This window comes from Rhodospirillales bacterium, from assembly GCA_018666775.1.
Lineage (GTDB): Bacteria > Pseudomonadota > Alphaproteobacteria > SMXQ01 > SMXQ01 > JABIXC01.
Map to the genome: position 1 here is coordinate 1 of JABIXC010000018.1, position 15,356 is coordinate 15,356.

Below are 15,356 nucleotides of genomic sequence, written 5' to 3' on the forward strand. Positions count from 1 at the left end.
AGCTCGGCGATGGTTTCTTCACCACGCAATCCGTCCAGCACAATGCGGATCTTCTCTTCCGCCGAATACTGCTTACGCGTAGCGCGGCGAACATCCTTGATCGCCTTGGCTGCACCCGTCTGTCTTGTCTGCGATTTCTGTCTCATCTTCGTTCCCTTCGGTCACTACGATGAGCCAGAAACCCTCTCTTATGCAATACCCCTAATCTGTCCCATAGGCGCTGACGTTAGACATTCGGTGACCACATGTAGCCACCAGCAATTTCATGCTTCCAAGTTTGAGCTTGGTTTACCCACCAGTACGCCATGGCTGCCTCCCTTGGTGATTTAGTGGCTAGCATAACCTAGTTAGTCCCACCGAAGCAGTGACATCTTGGGTCCCCTCCTAGGGGGCCGGGGTGTTTCCTGAAGCGCTTTTAAAAAGCCAGTTAGAAGTCTTATTAGTCCCCACCTTGATCCTATGAGGTTCCTACACATCTACAATGGCCTCAGGGATTCCCAGGAGAGTCATACAGAGTCATCTCCCCTTCCTGAGTCTCTGCCACCCCAGGGACCGAGATGACTCTCCTGAATCACCTGAGGGACTCCTAGGGGCATGTGAGGGTGCTTGCGAAGCCACCGGTAGGCATTACATCTGTGCCCACCATGTCTGCGGCACCCACTCTACAGCCAACAAGCTTCATCTCAATCTTATGCGTGGGTGGAAAACGTGGGTGGGAAACGTGGGTGGAAGGTAATTAGGCTGTATCATTTTATATAATAATTACATATAGTTATGATACACAATAAAGATTGGCGTCCCCTAGGGGATTCGAACCCCTGTTGCCGCCGTGAGAGGGCGGTGTCCTAGGCCTCTAGACGAAGGGGACGAGGCAGGATGGATATCTAGCGATCCGGGGCGGGGTTATCAAGGCAAATATCCTATCCATTCGCCACTTCCAGGGTTGCCTCTTCAAAGGCACCGGATCGATGGTAAAAGGCTTTGGCATCGCCAACGCCGCCATCATCGATGGGCACGATTAGCCAGAAATGATTGTCTTCAAAGGCGCGCGCGCCATCGGTTTTTGAGGGGCGGGCCAAGCCGTTGGGGTGGGAATGGTAATTGCCAATAATGCCAGCCCCACCATCGCGGGCAGATTTGTGGGCCGCAAATAAAATGGCCGGGTCTATTTCAAAATTCCGGGTTTTTTCTGGCGCCACGTTTTCTGCCGCCATCACCGCTGTGACTTTGGCGGTGTCACCATCCAGGTGCCCCAGCAAAAGCCCGCAGCATTCTTCGCCATAAGATGCGGATGCCGCATCACGCACGTTGGCCAAAAGTTCGGGGGCCAGAATCAGGATCACCGGTTTGGTCCTGTAAATTTTAAATCCCTGACATGGACAATGTTGCCGGTTTCCATCTCAACAATCATCAGCCTTTGGCCGCCATTGGGAAATCCCATGCGCAGCAATACCTGATTGCCATCAAGGGCGGATTCGAGAACTTTGGAGCCTTCGGGCAAAAGAATATGTTCGGGCAGTGAAAAGCCTTCGGGCGGGTTCGTCTGGGCCTGAGAGAGGCTCTGAATAGGGGTTTCAGGGGGCGTTTCGGCCAAAATGCCGGCGCGTTGCACCATCAGGATCGCCAAAACACTGATGGCGACCACGATCAAAACTGCCATTCCTGCAACCAAAGACTTGAGCCCTGCCATGTTTTGTGTCCATTCTCCGCCCATGAAAAATCCAACTGATCAAAGCCAAAATACTGACCTGCACACCGTCACTGCCGCCGAAGAAGATTCGGGGCGAATAGATGCCTATTTAGCTGCGCAAATTGACGAATTATCGCGCTCTCGTATCAAGGCACTGATCACCAGTGGTGCCGTTAGCACCGATGGCGAGACGATAGTCGACCCATCGGCCCCGGTCAAACCGGGCCAAATCTATCTGGTGAGCGTCCCCGAAGCGGCAGCCGCCGAGCCCATCGGCCAAGATATCCCGCTGGATATCTTGTACGAAGACAAGGACCTGGTCGTGATCAACAAAACGGCCGGGATGGTCGTGCATCCCGCTGCTGGCAATCACGATGGCACCTTGGTCAACGCCCTGATTTATCATTGTGGCGATTCCCTTTCCGGGATCGGCGGTGTCAAGCGGCCGGGCATTGTCCACCGTCTGGACAAAGATACCTCTGGCGTCATGGTGGTGGCCAAAAACGATGCCGCCCATGCCGGCCTTGTGGCCCAGTTTCTGGAACGAACCATGGAGCGGGCCTATCAGGGGCTGGTCTGGGGCCTGCCCCAAACCATGGAAGGCCGGATTGAAGGCAACATCGGACGCAGCCCCCGAAACCGCAAAAAAATGGCGCTTTTGAAACACGGCGGACGGTTTGCCGCCACCCATTACAAGGTGCTTCGGGTGGTGGGGACCAAGGCCTGCCTTGTGGAATGTCGCCTTGAAACCGGGCGCACCCACCAGATCAGGGTCCATATGAGCTCCATCGGCCATAGTGTCGTGGGCGACCCGCTGTATGGGGGCAGAAAGAATAACCCGACCCTGCCATCGGCCCCCTATCAGGCCCTGCATGCCTATCTTTTGGGGTTTGTGCACCCCACAAGTGGTGAAAAGCTGCGGTTCGAAGCCCCACTTACGCCATATTTCAATGACTTATTGGCTAAATTAGAGGCTATGTAGTATTTTTTCATAGACGACTAAATTAGTATGGTATAATCCGGTCCTGAATTTTTTCGGAGGCACATGCAATGGCGCAAGCCACCCCTAATCTTCCGGGCAATCTTCCGGTCAATATTCCAGTCCTTTCCCCAGAGGGAAACCTGTCGCGTTATCTGCAAGAGATACGCAAGTTTCCCATGCTGGAAAAGAAAGAGGAATACACCCTGGCCAAACGCTGGCGGGAAGAAAATGACGTGGAAGCGGCCCATCAATTGGTCACCAGCCATCTGCGCCTTGTCGCCAAAATTGCCATGGGCTATCGCGGCTATGGCTTGCCTTTGGGCGAACTTATTTCTGAGGGCAATGTCGGCATGATGCAGGCGGTCAAACGGTTTGACCCGGAACGCGGATTCCGGCTGTCTACTTACGCCATGTGGTGGATCCGGGCGGCCATTCAGGAATATGTCCTGCGATCATGGTCTTTGGTAAAGATGGGCACCACGGCGGCCCAGAAAAAGCTGTTTTTTAACCTGCGCAAGCTCAAGGGTCAGATGAAGGCGCTGGAAGAAGGCGATTTGCCCCCGGAAAAAGTCGAACAAATTGCGGCGCGTCTGGATGTCACCGAAGACGATGTCATTCAAATGAACCGGCGCATGGCGGGGCCTGATAATTCCCTGAACGCGCCATTGCGCAAAGATGGTGAAGGGGGAGAATGGCAAGATTGGCTGGTCGATGACACCGATAGCCAGGAAGTTATTCTGGGCGAACATGAAGAATCAAACATTCGCGGCCAGCTTCTAAGCGAGGCCATGGAAGGCCTGAACGAACGCGAACGCCACATCATTGCGGAACGCCGTCTGAAAGAAGACCCAACAACCCTGGAAGACCTGAGCCGGCATTACGGTATTTCACGTGAACGGGTACGCCAGATTGAGGTACGTGCGTTTGAAAAGCTGCAAAAGGCCATTCGCAATGCGGTAGTTGATAACAGGCTGGAAACAGAAGACTGAGGCGACAGCTTCCCCCTATAAAAGCGCGCCACTTTCATTTGCAAGAACTTTGCCGCGATCCACTTCTTCGCCCCATTCATTGATTAATTCTTTTTGCCGGGCCTGTAGATTGGTGATTTTATGCTTGGCTGTCACTTGCATAAAGATGCCAGACACCGTCGGCATTCCCAAATAGAGCAGCCAGCCCCCGCCAGCCGCAGAATAAATAACCAGCCACGCAAACGTATCGGTCAGGATTTTCATCGCCGAAACAATGTCGTTCGGCCCCGCCCACAGGGTAACCAGAAATGGGGTGACCCCGGCAATGTTAAGTGCCCCAACGGACTGGGCCGCATTCCGCCCCGGTCGCACGTCCACGACCATTGCCACCAGCGTGGGCAACAGGCCAATTGTCACCACCAGCATGGTGGGCAATGCGAGCAGCATGCCCAGCACAAAAATTACGGCAACCATGATCTGAACCGAGCCACCGCCTGATTTTTTTTGTGGGGGGGCCTTTGGTTTCTGCGCTGCAATGGCCTTTGCCAATGCCGCTGCACCTTGATTCTTTTTAGGTTGTCTTGCTTCAATGGCCATCATCAAACCTTCATCATGACGGCGAAAGCAATCGCGCCAATTGCGATCAAGACGCTTAACCCTGCGGCCAATTTGTGGCCATGGACGATAACAATTTCTGGATCAACGTTACTCAGGTTTTTGTTAAACACAATTTCCGCCGAAAGCTGGTTGTATTCAGCCACTGCCTCGGCAAACCCCTGACGATCAAGCTGACGGGCCTCGCCATTGGCAAGATAGCGATACACCTCTATCAGGTTCCCCGTGGCGATGATGTTAGGCAATTCCCGCTCTACCCGTTCGCGCCACATGCGATGGCGAAAGCTTGCTGTGGCCGGGGCCAAGTGAAGTCCGACCCACTTTGTCAACCTGGGTAACGACGGCAAACCGCTTTCTTTCTGAGCCGTTGCCAATAGACCCAGTTTGCCAAGGATGGATCGCTCTTGGTTACCTTCATCAATCGATGCATCGATAAACATCTGGACGTTTGTCTTTAGGTGCGATGCCAAAAATGCCGCAATGTGGCCGTCGAATGGCATCTGACTTTGTTTGCTTACAGCCTTTGCCTCCAAAGACAAGAGCAGGCCTTTAACATCCATTGCTTTATGGCTGGCAATCATCGGAGAACGGCAATACTGGGCGGGGTTCAAATCATAGAGACAACGCTCCATCCCGAAACCCGCCCCCTTTTGTTTCAGGTGGCGAACAAACCGGGTGAAATACCGCATAATGCCCGGGCCTTCGCCCTCGCTGTTATACATAATTTTGGCCCGAAACCCGGGCAATTCACCCAAGAGAAGTTCGCTCATTTCCTGGCGTTTTTCATTGTCGTTAAAGTGCCCGGCAAGCATCGGGCCAAGGCCTTCCAGGTGGGTCGCAATGCCCTTGTAACGAATGGGCGCGTTATGATCGAGCGCCATACACAGCCGTGCTGTGCGCAAGGGATTATTCGCAGCCTCAATGCCATCGCGCTGGCTTGATTCCACCGCATTGAAAATATTATTGCTGATGACTTCGTCCCCCAACGACCGCCGCGACCAAGCCAGAATTTCATGGCCTTTGTTTTTGAAAAGCACCTTGCCCCAATTCCATGTCATGGCCTGGGCCAGCATCTGTGGCTGGTGATAGGCTTTACCCATAAAACGGTATGCATTTTGCGCTTTATCCGAAGCGGGGATCGGCCGATTGGCAAGGCGCCGGTCATCGGTCCACGAAATCAGGTCTTCCAGTGTCCAGCGTTTGTCCGGGTCGTCTTCCAGCATGCCGCGCAATGCCTCGCGCAGGGTCACCGGAAGCTGAATGCCCGCAACCAGCGTGGCAAAGGAGCCCCGAGCCAGTTTTTCCGCAAGCAGGGCTTCGGCACTTCGGCCTTTTGCTGGATCTATTTTTTTGTACAGCGAAAGCGCGGTTACCCCAAGGGCATAAACATCTTCTGCAAACCCCCCTTCTTTGCGCCCCATTGGGTGGGCCTGAAGGGATTCAATTGTTTCAAATGCTGGCGGCTGATCATATCCCGGCGGGGTTGTGGTGTTTTCCCCAAGAAGAACCTCAGCCCCGTCATCATCGTTTGCGCGAAAAAATAAATTGGTGGGACGGATATTGCGGTGGGCAATCTTGTATTTGTCGAACTCTTTTAAAACACCACAGATGGGTGCGATGATTCGCGCCATAAGCGCCTCTTCACCAATATCGGGATATTCCCCATCAAGGTCAGTAACCAGCCGTTGTCCCAAAGGACGTTCATAAATAACAACGAACCGATAATCCCCGGTTTCCGTCCATGGCACCACGCCCCAATCCAGCAAGCGCATGTTGCCCAAGATCGGCAATTCCTTAAATTGTTCCAAAGCAGATATTCTTGGCTGAATTTCAGGATCGCATGCCAGCGCAAAAAGATTGTGAGCCTGGTTGACCTTGCTTTTGGCAACGAAGGCTTCGGCATTGGGCGAAGACAACAAGGGCAATGGCGCGTCTGGCCATATGCCGAACTTGTTGTTCAACATAACGGGTTCGCCTTCGTCTTGAAGAACCGCAAGAGGTGCCGGACTGGACATGCCTAGATTTACCTGAAAATAGTTATTTTCAAGGCATAATTTAGGTCTCAAATAGGTAAAGGTTGGTTAACAACACCCCGACAAAAGCCCCTAAAACATACAATTTTAGTTAGTTTTCAGGGGGTTCAGATGGGTTTTCATTAATCTGCGAAGGGGTCATGCACCAAGATTGAGTCTTCTCGCTCGGGACTTGTCGATAACATCGCCACTGGTGCTTCGATCAATTCCTCGATACGGCGCACATATTTGACTGCCGTTGCAGGCAATTCCGCCCAGGAACGGGCCCCACAGGTGCTGGTTGTCCACCCTTCCAACCGCTCAAAGATCGGTTCCACACCCGCCTGCCCCGAAACGGTTGAGGGGAAATAATCAAGTTTTTGGCCTTCATATTGATAGCCGGTACAAACCTGGAGTTCATCAAACCCATCCAAAACATCCAGTTTGGTCAAGGCGATGCCACTGATGCCACCGGTTTTAATGGCTTGGCGAACCATGACCGCATCAAACCAGCCACAGCGCCGTTTGCGCCCGGTGACCGTGCCAAATTCGTGGCCCCGCTCTCCAAGGGTTTCGCCAACCTGATTATCCTGTTCTGTCGGGAACGGGCCAGACCCCACGCGGGTGGTATAGGCCTTGGTAATGCCCAGAACGTAATCAATGGCCCCGGGGCCAATGCCCGCGCCAGAGGCCGCCTGTCCTGCTAATGTGTTTGATGAGGTGACGAACGGATAGGTCCCATGGTCCACATCCAGCATCGCGCCTTGGGCGCCTTCAAACAGAATGCGTTTGCCGGCACGCCGTGCATCATCAAGACGTTCCCAGACCCGGCCAACATAGGGCAGAATTTTAGGCGCAATCTCAAGAAGGCCGTCCAGAAGTTCCGCCTTGGCGACTTCTTCTGCACCAAGGCCACGCAACAGTGCATTGTGATGAAATAAAAGCTGGTCCAAACGCATTTCCAGGCTTTCCCGGTCCGCAAGATCACAGACCCTGACGGCACGGCGACCAACCTTGTCTTCGTAAGCCGGGCCAATGCCACGGCCCGTTGTGCCGATCTTGTTCTTGCCCTTGGCTTCTTCCAGAGCCGCATCAAGATGGCTGTGAAGGGGCAAAATCAATGCGGCATTGTCGGCCAGAACCAGCCCTTTTGGGGAAATTTCCACGCCCTGGGATCGCAAGGTTTCAATTTCTGAAAGCAATGCCCAGGGATCGACAACCACACCGTTGCCAATCACCGAAAGCTTGCCCGGGCGCACAATGCCCGATGGCAACAGGCTGAGCTTGTAGGTCTTGCCATCAATCACCAGGGTATGGCCCGCGTTATGGCCACCTTGAAAACGCACCACAACATCGGCGCGTTCCGACAGCCAATCGACGATCTTGCCCTTGCCTTCATCCCCCCACTGGGCGCCGACCACGGCTACATTTGCCATTTTATTCCCTCAATTCTAGCTTTAATCTTTAATAACTTCAGGTTTGCCATCAATCAGTTCATGGCTGCAGCCAAGGCGCAACCCTTCCGCCCCGGTATCCTTCACGGCTTCAAGACCAACAACAACAATCCAGCCATCGCCCTGCAATGCGCGGCGAAGTTCCGCGGTCTCATCCACAGGCACATAAACCCGGCGGGGCTGATCCATCGGCGGCACGGCGCGCAACACGGTATCCATAAACAGCGTGAACCCGGTTGCAGGTTCTCCCCCATTCCCAGATATGCCAACACCAAAGGTCGTGCCATTTGAACCGCCGCCTGCAAGGTATCGCCCACCACGGCCAAGTTCACCCCTGACCCCAATGCCAAACAAAACAAACGCAACACCGGTGTGATATTCAAATCCCCGGTTTTCAACGGGGTCTATGGTCAACCGAATTTCAGGAATATCCTTGCGAACAAGGGCAACCACTTCCCCAAGACGATCACACGCCGCCATGGCACTTTTGGGCAGTTTTAATTTACCAAGGGCTGCCAGGGCAGAATCTGCAGGGCCCGCAGCTTTTAGCAACGATCCCAATACGTCTGACACCCCGGCACCAAGGGCCGCAATGGCCCCTGCATCCTTGCGGGCAAGGGCGGCGCGGGCAAGGGCTGCGACATCGTCATCAAGCCCCAAATCTTCGATCACCGCCGTCACCAAGGTGGGCAAGTTCAGATCAATAGAAACTTTGCTGACCCCAAGGCAGGCAAGGGCTTCATAAGCCAAAATAATGGCTTCCGCATCAGCCCGGGGCAGGTCAGAACCAATCAGTTCTATCCCGGCCTGACCGACCTGACGTTCTGGCCGCATCTGACTGCCGGAAACCTGCAGGACCTGGCCTGCATAACACAGCCTTAAAGGGCGGGGTTCGTGATCCAGACGCGTGGTGGCAATGCGGGCAACCTGCAGGGTCATATCGGCCCGCAAGCCCAGCATGGCATGGGATGCAGGGTCCATCAGCCGAAAGGTCTGCTGGGTCATGGCCGCACCGGCACCGCCCAGAAGACTGTCTTCAAATTCCAACAAGGGTGGCTTCACCTGTTCGTAACCAGCACCACGGAACACCGAAAGCAGGCGTTCCACAGTGGCGGTTTCAAATGCAGCATCGGGCGGCAAGATATCGTTCATGCCGGGCGGCAGCAGGCCTTTGGAAGGTTTATCATTCATCGCACAGGTCTTTTTTTGAAGGCGTATTATGGGCTGGTCGCTACCGGTTTACTACCCGGTTTAGCCCCCTTCGGCAACGCATTTACCCCTAAATCGTCATTTACAGATGCAGGCTTTCGGCCTGAACCACATTGGGAAGGGATCGTACCTTTTCCAGGGTCCCCTCATCGACGGGCTCATCGGTGTTAATCAGTGCCACAGCAGCGTTGCCAGCCTCAATCCGGCCAAGGTCGAAGGTAGCGATATTAATGCCCGCCTCACCCAGGGTTCTGCCCAAATTACCAATGAATCCCGGCTTGTCCTCATTGGTGACAAACAAGACATTGGCGCCAAGTTCTGCTTCCAACGGGATGCCATTCACGGCCACAACCCGGGGCTTGTCATCGCCAAAGACAGTACCGGAAACCGACCGGGTGCCATCCTTGGTTTCCACAGAAACCCGCACCAACGTTTGATAATCGCCGCTGCGTTCGTGGCTGACTTCACTGACATCGATATCACGGTCGCGCGCGATAACGGGGGCATTGACCATATTCACCGAATCCATCAAGGGGGATAACAATCCCTTTAAGACGATCGCCGTTAAGGGCCGGGTGTTCAGATCGGCAACATGGCCATCATAATCAATGGTCACGCTGGTGAATCCGTCTTTGGCCAATTGCCCAACGAACCCGCCAATGTCTTCGACCAGCTTCATATAGGGTTTAAGCTTTGGCGCGTCTTCGGCAGAAACCGATGGCATATTCAGAGCATTGGTCACGGCACCGGTCATCAGGAAATCTGAAATTTGTTCGGCCACCTGAAGGGCGACATTTTCCTGAGCCTCCGAAGTAGCAGCGCCCAAATGCGGTGTGCAAACCACGTTTTCCAAACCAAAATAGGGGCTTTCCTTGGCGGGTTCCGTTGGGAACACATCAAAGGCTGCACCCCCTACTTGCCCTTCTTTCAAGGCATTGACCATGTCGGCTTCAACCACCAGATCGCCACGGGCGCAATTGATAACGCGCACACCCTTTTTCATTTTGGCAATCGCATCTGCATTGATAATGCCACGTGTCGCATCGGTCAGCGGTGTGTGCAGGGTGATAAAATCAGCCCGGGCAAACAGATCATCAAGCTCTACTTTTTCGACGCCTAAATCCTTTGCCCGTTCTTCGGTCAGATACGGGTCATAAGCAACAACCTTCATCTTGAGACCAAGACCCCGTTCGGCAACGATGGAGCCGATATTGCCACAACCGACAATCCCCAGCGTTTTCGCGGTCAGTTCAACCCCCATAAAGCGGTTCTTTTCCCATTTCCCCGCCTGGGTCGACGCATTGGCTTCTGGAATATCGCGGGCCAGCGCAAACATCATGGCAATGGCATGTTCTGCGGTAGTGATGGAATTACCAAAGGGGGTGTTCATGACAATGACACCGCGCGCCGTTGCCTCGGCCACATCAATGTTATCAACGCCGATACCTGCGCGGCCAATCACTTTCAAATTGACAGCAGCAACTAAAACAGCCGGGGTTACCTTGGTTGCGGAACGCACGGCAAGCCCATCATAATCACCAATGCAGGCGATCAATTCTTCAGGCGACATACCGGTTATGAAATCAACCTCGACGCCGCGCTCTTTAAAAATGGCTACGGCTTCTTGGGACAGTTCGTCAGAAATAAGAACTTTAGGCATAACAATATCCTTTTAAAGGAGAAATGATAAAAACAGACGGTGATACCAGACTTAACTGGCGAGCTCGGCAGCCACGGTTTCAGCGGCCCAATCGAGCCATGGGAGCAGTGCCTCAAGATCGGCCTGTTCCACCGTTGCCCCGGCCCAAATGCGCAATCCCGGAGGGGCATCACGATAGCCGTCTATGTCAAAGGCAGCGCCTTCTGCTTCCAGAAGTTTCACCATACGCTTGGGCGCTGCTGCCTTGGCATCATCGTCCAGCGCTTCAAACCAGGGTGCGACAACCTTCAAACATACCGATGTGCAGGATCGAATGGCCGGATCGGCCACCAGAAAATCCACCCAATCTGTGCGGCTTACCCATTCTTCAATGGTTGCCAGATTGCCTTCGGCGCGTTTCACCAGGCCTGTAAGGCCGCCCACACTTTCGCCCCATTTCAGGCCATCCAGCGCATCTTCAACACACAGCATTGATGGTGTGTTGATGGTTTCGCCTCTGAAAATACCCTCAATCAATTTTCCACCGGACGTCATGCGGAAAATTTTCGGCAAGGGCCAGGCGGGGGTGTAATTTTCAAGGCGTTCAACGGCGCGGGGGCTGAGCACGATCATGCCATGCTGGCCTTCGCCGCCCATAACTTTTTGCCACGACCAGGTCACCACATCCAGTTTCTGCCATGGCAAATCCATAGCAAAGACCGCCGATGTTGCATCACAGAACGTCAGCCCTTCACGGTCATCAGCGATCCAGTCGCCATTTTCGACCCGGGCACCGGATGTTGTCCCGTTCCAGGTAAAGATCGCATCCCGTTTGGGATCAGCCTGAGAGAAATCAGGGACTTCACCGTAGCCTGCGTTAAATTTGCGAAAATCTTCAAGCTTCAACTGCTTTTCGATATCCGTCACCCAGCCAGCACCAAAACTTTCCCAAAAGAAAGCATCAACGCCACGCGCGCCCAGCATGGACCACATGGCCATTTCAAAGGCACCGGTATCAGATGCCGGGACAATGCCAATGCGCCAATCGTCAGGAATGCCAAGGATATCGCGCGAACGCGTGATCACGTCAGCGAGTTTCGCCTTACCCAGTGCTGAACGGTGGGACCGTCCAAGGCAGGCATCGTTTAAATTTTCGAGAGTCCAAGAGGGATGTTTTGTGCAGGGTCCCGATGAAAAATTCGGGTTTCCCGGCCGGATTTGCGGCTTCATGTCGCTATTCCTTCCAGAATAGTTGCACCCCGTTGGGGAGGTGTGGCCCGCCGCGGATACTAAGGATTTTCACTTCAAGGTCAATAAAATCCGGCACCTATTGCCTCATGGCAGCCATGCACAGGCCGGGAAGCCCGGATTTGGGGGTTAATCAGCCTGAAACGGCGTGATTCCATGGCCATGATTGAGCGGCCCGTGACCAGAACCCAGCCCCGGGGCCGTGGCAATGGCCTTCAAAACATAGGACCGGGCGCGGCTGACAGCCGGAACCAGCCCCATCCCCTGGGCCAAACTGGTGGCAATGGCCGATGCCAGGGTGCAGCCTGTGCCATGGGTATGGGGGGTGTTGATGCGTTTCCCATCAAACCGGGTTACCCCATCGGAATTAACTAAAACATCCACGATTTCATCACCGGGCAAATGGCCCCCCTTCAAAAGCACAGCGTTCGGGCCAAGGGCCAAAATGGCCCGGGCGGCATCTTCCATGGCATCGATGCCGGTGATATCGCACCCCAACAAGGCTTCTGCCTCAGGCAAATTAGGGGTCACCAGAAAAGCACGGGGCAACAGGTTTTCTTTCAGCACAGATTTTGCGTCTTCACCCAACAATGAAGCGCCGCCCTTGGCAACCATCACCGGGTCCACAATCAAGGGGGTATCCGCTGCATCTTGATCCAGAACGTCCACAACGGCATTGATGGCATCCCCATCGCCCAACATGCCCGTCTTGATAATATCGGCACCAATGTCGGATAACACCGCCTGCATCTGGCTGGCGATAAAGGCCGGCGACACGGCTTCAATGGCCGAAACCCCTAATGAGTTCTGCGCGGTCAACGCCGTAATCGCCGTTGCGCTATACCCACCAAGGGCGATCACCGTTTTGATGTCGGCCTGAATGCCCGCACCACCACCCGAATCTGAACCTGCAACAATAAGCACGCGGGACACCATCATTGCCTCACAACATTTGGAATGGGTTCAGGTCTCAGCAGCGGCATCAGAAATGGCGGCGATCACACCATCCACAACCTCGCCAATCAGAGCTTCATCGGCACCTTCGGCCATGACGCGAACCAAAGGTTCGGTGCCCGATTCACGAATTAAAAGCCGGCCCCTGCCCTTCAATTTGGCCTCGGCTGCGGCAATTTCTTTTTTGACCGCGTCCTTTGACAGGACATCGCTTTGCGCCCGAACATTTTTCAACAATTGTGGCTTTGGCTCAAACGGGCGCAACACATCTGATGCGGGGGTTTTTGAAGATGCAACCACGGCCAAAACCTGCAGCGCAGCCATCAGCCCATCACCGGTTGTTGCCATATCGCCAACAACAATATGGCCAGATTGTTCGCCGCCAAGATTACAGTTATCGGCGCGCATTTTTTCGACCACATAACGATCCCCAACCTGGGTCCGCAATAGGCCAAGGCCAAGGCTTTCAAGGTATTCTTCCAACCCGATGTTGGACATGACCGTGGTGATCACATTACCGCCATCAAGGCGGCCTTGTTCCTGAAAGGATTTGGCAACCACCCCAATCAACTGATCCCCATCAACCACATGGCCTTTTTCATCGGCCATAATAACGCGGTCTGCATCCCCATCAAGGGCCAGCCCCAAATCGGCATGATGTTCAACCACTGCGCGGCACATGGCATCGGGGGCGGTGGAACCGCAGCCTTGATTGATGTTGAACCCATCGGGCGCGACCCCAATGGGGATCACTTCTGCGCCCAATTCATAAAGCACCGTCGGGGCCACCTTGTAGCCCGCACCATGGGCGCAATCGACAACCACCTTCAGGCCATCCAGACGCAGGGCTTTTGGAAAGCTGGCCTTGACGAATTCCATGTAACGCCCAACCGCATCATCAAGGCGCATGGCCCGGCCCAGTTTGGCGGGGGCCACAAGACCGGCCTCCATGCCATTTTCCATTGCCGCCTCGATCTGACGCTCGACATCATCAGAAAGTTTAAACCCATCGGGGCCAAATAATTTGATGCCATTGTCTTCGAATGAATTATGCGACGCGGAAATCATAACCCCAAGATCGGCACGCAACGAGCGGGTTAGCATGGCCACTGCCGGTGTTGGCACGGGGCCAACCAGAACCACATCCATCCCCACTGAAACAAACCCAGCCGTCAGTGCCGGTTCCAGCATATAGCCGGACAATCGCGTGTCCTTGCCAATCAAAACCTTGTGGCGGTGATCGCCAGAGACAAATTGCAACCCCGCAGCCATGCCAACAGACAGCGCAATTTCGGCCGTCATAGGTTTTGTGTTTGCGGTGCCCCGAATGCCGTCGGTGCCAAAAAATTTGCGTGGGTTCATGATCCCCTTACCCTGAAACGATGCTGATATCAGTCTAATGACCTTTGCGGCGTGATGAAAGCCCGACGCGAAAATCCACTATGCATCTTTATTTTGATTAATCGCCTGCCAGACCGCTATGGCCTGATGGGTGGCGGCAACATCATGGACCCGCAACATTTGCACCCCCTGGGCAAGCCCTGAAATCATGGCCGCAATCGACCCGGTCAACCGGGCCTTGGGATTTTTTTCGCCGGTGATATGACCAATAAAGCTTTTACGCGAAACACCAATTAAAATTGGACAGCCAAGACCATGGAACAGCGACAGGTTCGACATGATAGAAAGGTTGTGTTCCAACGCTTTGCCAAACCCGATGCCGGGATCAATGGCAATGCGCGAACGATCAATGCCCGCCGCTTCACAGGCATTGATGCGGGTTTCCAGATAATCATAAATTTCTGTAACCGGATGATCGTAAGCAGGCGCCGCCTGCATGGTTTTGGGCTCACCCCGGCAATGCATCAAAACCACATGGCACCCATTGCGGGCCGCGACTTTCAGGGAATCCCCGTCATTATCCAGTGCAGAAATATCATTGATGATGGCCGCACCCGCCTTCAAGGCCGCTTCCATAACCGATGCCTTTCGGGAATCCACAGAAAGCACCGCCCCTGGTTCCACCCCTTTCAGGGCTTCAAACACCGGGATAATGCGGCGCATTTCTTCGCTTTCATCCACCATATCTGAACCCGGCCGCGTTGATTCCCCCCCAATATCAAGAATGACAGCGCCGCTATTTGCCAAATCACGGCCCCGGGCAATGGCCAAGGGGGGGGTCGCAAAATCGCCGCCATCGGAAAAACTGTCCGGGGTAACATTCAAAACCCCCATGATGCGGGGGCTGGAAAGATCAATGCCTGCAAAGGGCGTCCGGGGATCAGTAATCCGTGCGAACAGGTTTTCCACATGGTCTTTCACCACCAAAACCTGCGCCGCTGCCCAAATATGCAAATCGGCAACCGAACATTGCGCCGTGCTGACAACCGGGCCTTTGCGCAAAACAACTTCGATAGAATCAAAGCCGGCCCAAGCGCCGCCGATGGTCGCGGCCATGGCGTCATGAGACATGGCGCCGCATAAGGGGCGCAGGTAAAGGCCGGATGCATCTCCATCGGCAATATTGGGAAGAGAAGAAAGATTGCTCACGGAAACGACGACCGCTACAGCCGCCCTGGATCAGA

General features: G+C 54.2%; 14 protein-coding genes and 1 tRNA gene. 2 read left to right on the forward strand and 13 right to left on the reverse strand.

Features of this window, described 5'->3' with window-relative positions; translation table 11 throughout:
- The 4 genes from HOJ08_11050 to HOJ08_11065 form a co-directional block, all read right to left on the reverse strand.
- Positions 1 to 146 (reverse strand): IS3 family transposase (locus tag HOJ08_11050; GenBank protein ID MBT5673965.1); only part of this gene is annotated, 146 nt, incomplete at its 3' end.
- A gap of 646 nt (positions 147 to 792) precedes the next feature.
- Positions 793 to 868 (reverse strand) — tRNA-Glu (locus tag HOJ08_11055).
- Between the two features lie 52 nt (positions 869 to 920).
- Positions 921 to 1,340, reverse strand: coding sequence for a M67 family metallopeptidase (locus HOJ08_11060; protein ID MBT5673966.1), 420 nt, complete (start codon positions 1,338 to 1,340; stop codon positions 921 to 923).
- Entirely contained in the window at positions 1,340 to 1,660 is a 321-nt protein-coding gene (locus tag HOJ08_11065) for a hypothetical protein (GenBank protein MBT5673967.1), read from the reverse strand. The genes HOJ08_11060 and HOJ08_11065 overlap by 1 nt, the downstream gene beginning before the upstream one ends.
- A gap of 52 nt (positions 1,661 to 1,712) precedes the next feature.
- On the opposite strand from HOJ08_11065, the gene HOJ08_11070 reads away from it, so the two are divergent.
- Together HOJ08_11070 and rpoH are read left to right on the forward strand one after the other, a co-directional pair.
- Positions 1,713 to 2,672, forward strand: coding sequence for an RluA family pseudouridine synthase (locus HOJ08_11070; GenBank protein MBT5673968.1), 960 nt, complete (start codon positions 1,713 to 1,715; stop codon positions 2,670 to 2,672).
- A gap of 68 nt (positions 2,673 to 2,740) precedes the next feature.
- On the forward strand, positions 2,741 to 3,661 hold the full coding sequence (rpoH, locus tag HOJ08_11075; protein MBT5673969.1) for an RNA polymerase sigma factor RpoH: 921 nt from the start codon (positions 2,741 to 2,743) through the stop codon (positions 3,659 to 3,661).
- Between the two features lie 15 nt (positions 3,662 to 3,676).
- On the opposite strand, the gene HOJ08_11080 is transcribed toward rpoH, so the two are convergent.
- The 9 genes from HOJ08_11080 to folP form a co-directional block, all read right to left on the reverse strand.
- Positions 3,677 to 4,240, reverse strand: a complete 564-nt coding sequence (locus HOJ08_11080) for a hypothetical protein (protein MBT5673970.1) — start codon at positions 4,238 to 4,240, stop codon at positions 3,677 to 3,679.
- Positions 4,240 to 6,270 carry a hypothetical protein gene (locus HOJ08_11085; protein MBT5673971.1) on the reverse strand — a complete coding sequence of 677 codons (2,031 nt, stop codon included), beginning with the start codon at positions 6,268 to 6,270 and terminating at the stop codon, positions 4,240 to 4,242. Before HOJ08_11085 ends, HOJ08_11080 begins: the two co-directional genes overlap by 1 nt.
- A gap of 140 nt (positions 6,271 to 6,410) precedes the next feature.
- Positions 6,411 to 7,703, reverse strand: coding sequence for an adenylosuccinate synthase (locus HOJ08_11090; GenBank protein ID MBT5673972.1), 1,293 nt, complete (start codon positions 7,701 to 7,703; stop codon positions 6,411 to 6,413).
- 21 nt (positions 7,704 to 7,724) lie between these two features.
- Complete coding sequence (locus tag HOJ08_11095; protein ID MBT5673973.1) at positions 7,725 to 8,912, reverse strand: ATP phosphoribosyltransferase regulatory subunit; 1,188 nt, start codon at positions 8,910 to 8,912, stop codon at positions 7,725 to 7,727.
- Between the two features lie 100 nt (positions 8,913 to 9,012).
- Entirely contained in the window at positions 9,013 to 10,590 is a 1,578-nt protein-coding gene (locus tag HOJ08_11100; GenBank protein ID MBT5673974.1) for a phosphoglycerate dehydrogenase, read from the reverse strand.
- 51 nt (positions 10,591 to 10,641) lie between these two features.
- Positions 10,642 to 11,799, reverse strand: a complete 1,158-nt coding sequence (locus HOJ08_11105; protein MBT5673975.1) for a phosphoserine transaminase — start codon at positions 11,797 to 11,799, stop codon at positions 10,642 to 10,644.
- Between the two features lie 147 nt (positions 11,800 to 11,946).
- The gene (thiD, locus tag HOJ08_11110) at positions 11,947 to 12,756 is read right to left on the reverse strand and encodes a bifunctional hydroxymethylpyrimidine kinase/phosphomethylpyrimidine kinase (protein ID MBT5673976.1); all 810 of its coding nucleotides are present in this window, start codon (positions 12,754 to 12,756) and stop codon (positions 11,947 to 11,949) included.
- Between the two features lie 24 nt (positions 12,757 to 12,780).
- Positions 12,781 to 14,133 (reverse strand): phosphoglucosamine mutase, encoded by a 1,353-nt coding sequence (locus HOJ08_11115; GenBank protein MBT5673977.1) that lies wholly within the window; start codon positions 14,131 to 14,133, stop codon positions 12,781 to 12,783.
- A 78-nt stretch (positions 14,134 to 14,211) separates the two neighbouring features.
- On the reverse strand, positions 14,212 to 15,243 hold the full coding sequence (gene folP, locus HOJ08_11120; protein ID MBT5673978.1) for a dihydropteroate synthase: 1,032 nt from the start codon (positions 15,241 to 15,243) through the stop codon (positions 14,212 to 14,214).
- Positions 15,244 to 15,356 lie beyond the last annotated feature (113 nt).